6 protein-coding genes are annotated in these 7,716 nt (G+C 68.7%); 4 read left to right on the top strand and 2 right to left on the bottom strand.

Annotation, left to right across the window (positions count from 1 at the left end; all coding sequences use genetic code 11):
* Positions 1-392 precede the first annotated feature (392 nt).
* Both OSB71_RS23800 and OSB71_RS23795 read left to right on the top strand, forming a co-directional pair.
* Positions 393-1,091 (top strand): hypothetical protein, encoded by a 699-nt coding sequence (locus OSB71_RS23800; RefSeq protein ID WP_265950872.1) that lies wholly within the window; start codon positions 393-395, stop codon positions 1,089-1,091.
* A gap of 37 nt (positions 1,092-1,128) precedes the next feature.
* Positions 1,129-3,789, top strand: a complete 2,661-nt coding sequence (locus tag OSB71_RS23795) for a DEAD/DEAH box helicase (RefSeq protein ID WP_265950871.1) — start codon at positions 1,129-1,131, stop codon at positions 3,787-3,789.
* Between the two features lie 21 nt (positions 3,790-3,810).
* Here OSB71_RS23795 and OSB71_RS23790 read toward each other — a convergent pair whose 3' ends face one another.
* Together OSB71_RS23790 and OSB71_RS23785 are read right to left on the bottom strand one after the other, a co-directional pair.
* Positions 3,811-4,374 carry a hypothetical protein gene (locus tag OSB71_RS23790; protein ID WP_265950870.1) on the bottom strand — a complete coding sequence of 188 codons (564 nt, stop codon included), beginning with the start codon at positions 4,372-4,374 and terminating at the stop codon, positions 3,811-3,813.
* Positions 4,371-6,203 (bottom strand): tyrosine-type recombinase/integrase, encoded by a 1,833-nt coding sequence (locus OSB71_RS23785; RefSeq protein ID WP_265950869.1) that lies wholly within the window; start codon positions 6,201-6,203, stop codon positions 4,371-4,373. The genes OSB71_RS23790 and OSB71_RS23785 overlap by 4 nt, the downstream gene beginning before the upstream one ends.
* Before the next feature lie 566 nt (positions 6,204-6,769).
* Here OSB71_RS23785 and OSB71_RS24680 point away from each other — a divergent pair.
* Positions 6,770-7,114, top strand: coding sequence for a transposase (locus tag OSB71_RS24680; RefSeq protein WP_416237320.1), 345 nt, complete (start codon positions 6,770-6,772; stop codon positions 7,112-7,114).
* Positions 7,111-7,716, top strand: a 606-nt coding sequence (locus OSB71_RS24675; protein WP_416237319.1) for an IS3 family transposase, incomplete at its 3' end; no start/stop codon positions are given. The genes OSB71_RS24680 and OSB71_RS24675, both read left to right, overlap by 4 nt.

Genomic DNA, 7,716 nt, shown 5'->3' with positions numbered 1-7,716 from the left:
TTGTTGCGCTCCCGCTCCGCGTTCGCGCTGACTGCTCGCTACGCGAGCAGTCCACCGGCCCTGCTTCGCAGGGCCGGTGACGGTCCCTCCGCTGCGCTCCCGGACCGGTGGGACTTCGTCCCACTTATCGGGCCTACGCTTCGCTTCGGCCCGGGCCGGCGGGTCCGCTGCGCTCCCCCGCCTCAACGGTCCTTCCGGCTGCGCCTCCAGAACCGCCTGGACCCGCTAACGCGGGCCGGGCTGGCTACGGGGATGGGGGGTCGCTTGTTCGTGTGGGTTCCAGTGTAGCGGGTGCATCAGATTGATGCAGCATGTACCGTTGGCGGAAACCCGGGACACCCCCAACCAATCATCCGGGAGCCTCCCCGGAATTCCGTGAGGAACGACCGCAGATGACCGGTCACCATGAATATACCGGACCCGATCCCGCGCTGAGCAGCGATTCTCTGCACCGGGTGACGCAATACCAGACGGCGGGCGTGAACGCCCGGTTGAAGGTGGTTGAAGGTGTTCGCGCTCCTGGAAGCACACGGCCGCCCGCGAGCGAGGCGGACGACCTGGTGGCCGCGCTGGAGGCCGGGGCGGCCGCTGGGGCGCAGTGCGAGGTGGTGGAGCTGGGCGGCATGGCGCCGGCCTCTCGGGGCGTGCTGTTCGCGGACGGCTGGGATGACGGCGTGAGGGCCGTAAGCGAGGCCCTGGTGGGCATCGCGGACCGGGAGTGGTCCCGGCGTGGCGGCCGGTCGGCCAGGGTCGCTGAACTGGCCGTACATATCGCGGATGTGAGGCAGCGTGAGCGGGCCGACCTGGTACGGCTGGAGAGGTTCGTCCGGGAGTCCGTGCTGTCGCGCGCCCATCCGCACACCACGGTGCGGCGCCGGGTGCTGGAGGCGCTGGGCGAGGCCGGCGGTCTGTGCACCGCGCGCACGAGGAACAGCGACGGGGACGTCATCGTCTGCACGCTCGATGCCGGGCACTACGACCCGGACGACAAGCCGCCCTTCAAGGACGGGAAGCCGGGCGGCTGGCACAAGGCGGACGCGTCGATCTGGAACGACCTCGGTGCGGCCTGCATTCCGCACGCGGCCATCTGAAAGACCACGGGAATTCAGGCTCAGGGGAGGCAAGAAAATGTCAGTGATTCCGCTCAAGGAACACCAGGTCGACCAGAAATTGAGCTTTCGTGACTGGGTCGGTTTTCCTGCAAGATCGTCTGTGCCTCCAGAGGGGGCGCGTGCCATGGGGGTGTCTGCGACCGGGTCGGGTAAGACGATCACCACCGCTGCGTGCGCTCTGGAGTACTTCCCGGACGGGCGGATTTTGGTGATGGTGCCCACGCTGGACCTGATCGTGCAGAGTGCCCAGTCCTGGCGGCGGGTCGGGCACCGGGCGCCGATGGTCGCGGTCTGCTCGGTGGACAAGGACGAGGTCCTGGAGCAGCTCGGGGTGCGCACCACCACCAATCCGATCCAGCTCGCCCTGTGGGCCGGGACCGGGCCGGTGGTCGTGTTCGCCACCTACGCCTCCCTCGTGGACCGCGAGGACCCCGCCGACGTCACGGGGCGCCGGACTGTCCCCGGCCCGCTGGAATCGGCGCTGGCAGGCGGAAAGCGGCTGTACGGGCAGCGGATGGCTCCGTTCGACCTGGCCATCATGGACGAGGGGCACATGACCGCGGGGGACATGGGCCGGCCGTGGGCGGCGATCCACGACAACAGCCGGATCCCCGTCGACTTCCGGCTCTACCTGACCGCGACCCCGCGGATCCTCGCCGCACCTAAGCCGCAGCGGGGCCGGGGCGGGCGGGAGGTGGTGATCGCGTGGATGGAGGACGACTCCAGAACCTACGGCACCCGGATCTTCGATCTCGGACTGGCGGAGGCGGTGGAGCGGTCGATCCTTGCGGGGTTCGAGATCGACGTGCTGGAGATCCGCGACCCGGACCCGGCCCTGGGTCTGTCGGAGGACGCCCTGCGTGGCCGGCGCATGGCCCTGCTCCAGGCGGCGCTGCTGGAGCACGCGGCGCAGCAGAATCTGCACACCACCATGGTGTTCCACCAGCGGGTGGAGGAGGCAGCGGCGTTCGCCGAGCAGATGCCGCGCACGGCCGCCGAGCTGTACACCGCCGAGGCCTCTGCGGCGGCGCTGACCGGTGCGGAGGCGCTGCCTGCGTCGTCGATTGACGCCGAGCTGTACGAACTGGAGGAGGGCCGTCACGTGCCTCCGGACCGGGTCTGGGCAGACTGGCTGTGCGGAGACCACCCCATCGCCCACCGGCGCGAGGTGATCCGCCGGTTCGCCAACGGCATTAACGCCAACAACCGACGCGTACACCGGGCGTTCCTCTCCTCAGTACGCGCCCTCGGAGTCGGAGTCGACATCACCGGACTACGCGGAGTAGAAGCGGTCTGCATCGTCGGCTCGCGCAGCTCCCAGGTCGACATCGTCCAGAACATCGGACGCGCCCTGCGCCCCAACCCCGACGGCCGGGCCAAGACCGCCCGGATCATCATCCCCGTCTTCCTGCAGCCCGGCGAGGACCCGAAGGACATGGTCGCCTCGGCCAGCTACCAGCCCCTCGTCGACATCCTCCAAGCCCTGCGGTCGCACTCCGAGCGCATGGTCGACCAGCTCGCCTCCCGCGCCCTGACCCGCGGGACCGAACGCCGACGCCTCCACATCCACCCCGCTGGCGCGGCCGGCCCGGAGAACGGGGACATGCCCGAGGAGACCAGCCAGACGCAGCAGGAGGCCGACCGGGTCACCTCGGTCGTGGTCAACTTCGCCTCCCCCCGCGACGCCGCCGACATCGCCGCCCTCACACGCTGCCGCGTCATCCGCCCCCAGTCCCTCGTCTGGCTCGAGGGCTACCAAGCCCTCATCCGCTGGCGCACCGAACACGGGATCACTGGCCTGTACGCCGTCCCCTATGACGTCGAGACCGAGGTCGGCGTGACGAAGGACTATCCCCTGGGCCGGTGGGTGCACCAGCAGCGCAAGGCGCTGCGCGTAGGCGAACTCGACCCCCACCGCAAAGACCTCCTCGACGAAGCCGGGATGGTCTGGGAACCCGGCGACGAAGCATGGGAGAACAAACTCGCCGTACTGCGCTCCTACCGGCGCGCCACCGGACACCTCGCACCCCGACAAGACGCCGTCTGGGACGACCCCGCTGGCAGCGGAACCGTGCCGATCGGACAGCACATGGCCAACCTCCGCCGCAAAGACGGCCTCGGCAAAGACCCCGAGCGGGCCGCCCTACGCGCGGAGCAGCTGGCGGAGATCGACCCGGACTGGAACTGTCCCTGGCCCCTCGACTGGCAGCGGCACTGCAAGGTGCTCGCGGACCTGGTCGACGCCGACGGCCACCTGCCTGACATCCAGCCCGGCGTGCTCTTCGAGGGCGACGACATCGGACGATGGCTCCAGCAGCAGCGCAAGCCGGGCACCTGGGCGCAACTGTCCGCCGAGCAGCAGGAGCGGCTGTCCGCGCTGGGCATCAAACCCGCTGAGGCGCCATCTCCCGCCCCGGCAGCCACGCGTGCGAAGGGCCCGGGCAAGGCACAGCAGGCCTTCCAGCGCAGTCTGACAGCCCTCGCACAGTGGGTGGACCGGGAAGGCGCCCACCGGCCCGTCCCGCGCGGCCACAGTGAGCAGATCACGGTCGACGGCGAAGCGGCTGCGGTGACCGTAAAGCTGGGCGTATGGGTCTCCAACACCAAAAGCCGCCGCGACAAGCTCACCCAGGAGCAGCGCGACGCACTGCGGGAGCTGGGCGTCGAATGGGCATGACCGCCGTGGATGGTATGTCGTTCAGCGGGCCGTGTTCTCGGTGCGGATCATCCGGCGCAGGCTGGTGCGGGCAGCAATCAGGTCTTCTTCGAGGGCGGTGATGCGGGTGCGGAACGTGGCGTTCTCCGAGGCCGCTTCCTCCAGCCGGCGGGTGAGGTCCTGGTTCAGGGCGTTCAGCTGGTCTGCTCTGGCTGCTGTGTCGGGGGCGTGGATGGCATCGAGTTGCTGGCCGAGTTGGTGGCGCAGGGCTGCCTGGAGCCGGTCACGTTCGTCGCGGAGTTCTTTGATTTCTTGCCGGGCGATTTCGAGTTCGGTGCGCAGGCTGAGGTGGGAGGGCGGGCCTGCCGTGGCAGATGGCGGGGTGCTGTGGGCTTGGCGTAGTTGGGCTGCCTCGATGTGCTCGCGTACGCCGGGGGCATAGGTGAGCCACGTGGAGACTCGGGCGGCGCGGGCGACTGCGGTGAAGGTGAGCGGCTTTCCCTGTTTCTCGAGTGTGGCCAGGACGGTGAGGACACGGGCTCGTTTGTCGAGACTGTGGCGACGTCTGGCTTCGGCGAGGGGGGCGGGGTTGCCGCGGGGATTCATCGCGGGTCTTTCGGTCGGGCAGTGGTGAGGGGGATGAGGGTGTGATTGTCGCCTGCTCGTGCTTTGCGCAGCACGGTGCTGGCCTCTTCGATCTGGGCGCGTTCGGAGGCGGGGAGAGATGCCAGGTGTGTGGTCATGCGGTCGATGACGCGCTGGTAGGCGGTGATTTGTGCGGTAAGGGCGGTGGTGACGAACTCGGCGGCGCTCATGGCGAGTGCGGTTTCGCGGTCTGCTCGTAGTTCGTTGATGTGGTGCTCGATGGCGGGCAGGTAGGAGGGGTCGGGGCGGTAGAAGCCGCAGCCAGCGCACTGGAAGCGGATGGGGCACGCCTGGCCGCCGGCTTTGACGTTTGACGGCTCGGTGCAGCCGCCGTAGGGAACGGCGACGGAGCGCATCTCGTAGGCCGTGCTCGAGCTGGGGCTGAGGTGGCCATGCTGGTCGAGGACGTGTGCGCTGAGTTTGGCCACTGCTTCGCTTTTCCGTTTGAGGGAGACGGTGTAGTAGCGCTGGGTCATGGCGATGGATTTGTGGTCCATCAGTTCGCGCAGCACGTCGACGGGGGTGCCGGCGTCTGCGTGGCGCTGGGCGTAGGAGTGGCGGAAGGCGTAGGGGTAGATCAGGGACCGGTCGAAGAGCAGTCGTTGACCTTTGGAGTCGGTGCCCTCGGCGTGGAGCGGGGGCAGGGCGTCTGCCCAGAGCCTGAGGGCGTCGCTGAGGTAGGTGCTGGAGATGTGGGGGGCGTCGCTCAGGGGGGTGAGGGATGGAAAGAGGTATCGGTCTCCTTTGGCGGGAAGGTGCAGTTGGTCGCGGCGGGCTTGCCAGGTTCGGATGGCGTCGGCGGTGGAGGTTGTGATCGGCAGACGTCTGCGGTGGCGTTTCCGCTTGTGGTTGTCCCAGATCAGGGTGGGCTGGCCGTTGTGGGTTTCCAGGCAGTCACGGGCCAGGGAGACGATCTCGAGCGGGCGGCGCCCGGTGTCGCGCAGGACGATGTACATCGTGCGGTACAGGAGGTGCCGGGCGTCTGGGGCGATGTCGCGGCAACCGTAGGTGTTTCCGGTGCCCAGGGTGTCGAGGTGGGCGTCCAGTTGCCGGATGACGGATTCGGGGATGGCCTTGCCGATGAAGTCCTCGTTGGGTTCTTCCACGGAGATGACGTGCTCGACGGGCACGCGGGTGAAGGTGCCGGCCAGGTCGTCGAGGGTGCCGCAGCGGCGACCGTAGGCGATGAGCTGGAAGAACATCCCCAGCAGGCTGCGCCGGAAGGAGGACGAGTAGGGGGTGCCGTCTCGTTTGCGTGCGGCACGGAAAGCGTCGACGGCCAAGGTGGCATCGGCGAAGGTCAGGGCGACGGGATCCTCGCCGGCGTCGGCGCGCTGGGCGAGTGCCGTGGAGGCGATGGTCGTCGCGTGGAAAGTACGCTTGAAGTCTTCCGTGGTGGGGCGGGCGGTGGTCACCCAATGACGCAGCGCCTGGCGCAGCCAGGGCTGGCGGACGGTGCGGAGATCGACGCGGCCGGGCAGATGCCGGCGCTTGCCGGAGGCACTGTGGCGCAGCCCGAGGACGCGCAGATCGATGACGTCCTGGCCGATGAGGGCGATCCCGGAGAACTCGCTGTATCCGGCGCGGGCGGCGGACTGCAGGTTCTCCAATGTGCGGACGGCAGACTGATGCGGCTTGGTGAGCCGGGCCGCGTTGGTGGCGTCCAGAAGCGTGTCGGCCGTGGTGAGGTGGCTGATCACGCCGCGGATCCAGTGAGGTTCCAGGGCACGTACCCACTGATCCATCTGCTGCACGGCGTACAGCGCTTCCCAGCGCAGCAGCTCGGGCAACGGGGCGAAGTGGAACTGGTGCGCCAGCAGATAAAGGGGTCGGTGCGGTGCCCACTGAGCGGCAGGCACGGGGTCGGTGCTGGAGCGGCATTCCGCTCTCCAGGCGCGCCAGTGGTAGTTACACAGCCCACTGGAGTTCATCGCCCAGCCGGAGCAGTGGGTCACCATGCAGTCCGGGTTTTCGGTGAACGGTGTTGCCCGGCTACGAAGCCACCGCTCGAGCGTGCCTCTGGACTTGTGGTACTTCCATGATCCATGGTGGGCGGCGCACAGGCCTCCCGATACCTGAGGGCGTACGCACCGCACGCCGTCCCGGGTGAGCGTGCACGGCCCGACGACCGTCAACGGCAGGGATCTGGAACGGGCGGGAGTGAAAGTGGCGGCGAACTCTTCCCGCGGCAGGCCGCTCTTTCTGCGCTGGTCCGAGCAGTAGGTACAGAACGTCTCTTGAGCGCGCACGATCATGTCGCAGCGGCGGGTGCGGCACCGGGAGGACGGGGACCTGTCCCCGAGTGGTGGACACCTCTGAGCCCGGCCCGCCAGGGGCCGGGTAGGAGGCATCTCTTATGGTGATGAAGGTCTACTCGCCCGAGTTCAAGGCGGACGCCGTCGCGCTGTACCTGTCGGACCCGAGCCACACCTTCGAGGGCATCGGCAAAGATCTGGGGATCAGCCGCGAGACGCTGCGTAACTGGGTGCGGGCCGAACGGACCCGCCGCGGCGGGGGCAGCGCGACGAGCACGGAGAAGAGCACAGTGGATTCCCCGCCGACGGCCGAGGAGCTTCAGGCCGAGAACGAGGCCCTGCGCCGGGAGCTGGGGGCAGCCCGCAAGGAGATGCAGAAACTCGCCACCGAACGGGATATTCTCCGCAAGGCGACGAAGTTTTTCGCACAAGAGATGACCTGGTGACCAGCCGCTTCCAGTTCGTCGAGGACCATCACCGCGCCTGGGGCGTGAAGCGGTTGTGTCTGGTGCTGGAGATCGCCCGCTCCAGCTTCTACAAGTGGCGGGCCGGCCGCGCGGTCCGCGCCGCGCGTGAACAGGCCGACGTCGCTCTCGCCGAGCGGATCAGGGCCGTGCACGCCGAATGGGACGGCACCTACGGCCGGCCCCGTATCACCGCCGAGCTGCGCGAGGACGGCGAGCGCGTGAACCACAAGCGCGTCGGACGGGTCATGCGCAAGTACGGCATTGCCGGGCTGCGGCTGCGTAAGCGCCAGGTCACCACCGTGCCCGAACCGTCCGCCGCAGCGATGCCCGACCTGCTGGGGCGCGACTTCGCCGCGAGCGCACCCAACACGAAGTACGTCGGCGACATCACGTACCTGCCGGTGGGCGACGGCGAGTTCCTGTATCTGGCGACCGTGATCGACTGCTTCTCGCGGCGGCTGGTGGGCTGGTCGGTCGCCGACCACATGCGCACCTCGCTGGTCACCGACGCGCTCCGGGCCGCCGCCCGGACGCGGGGCAGCCTGGCCGGCGCCGTCTTCCACAGCGATCACGGAGCCCAG

The organism is Streptomyces marinisediminis (assembly GCF_026262575.1).
GTDB classification, from domain to species: Bacteria; Actinomycetota; Actinomycetes; order Streptomycetales; family Streptomycetaceae; genus Streptomyces; species Streptomyces marinisediminis.
The sequence above is the reverse complement of the archived record's forward strand: the minus strand, read 5'-3'. Positions and strand labels throughout refer to the sequence as shown.

Excerpts from the sequence above, each read along its gene's own strand:
- OSB71_RS23800 (WP_265950872.1), top strand. The coding sequence starts at position 393 with ATGACCGGTCACCATGAATATACCGGACCCGATCCCGCGCTGAGCAGC.
- OSB71_RS23795 (WP_265950871.1), top strand. The coding sequence starts at position 1,129 with ATGTCAGTGATTCCGCTCAAGGAACACCAGGTCGACCAGAAATTGAGC.
- OSB71_RS23790 (WP_265950870.1), bottom strand. The coding sequence starts at position 4,374 with ATGAATCCCCGCGGCAACCCCGCCCCCCTCGCCGAAGCCAGACGTCGC.
- OSB71_RS24680 (WP_416237320.1), top strand. The coding sequence starts at position 6,770 with ATGGTGATGAAGGTCTACTCGCCCGAGTTCAAGGCGGACGCCGTCGCG.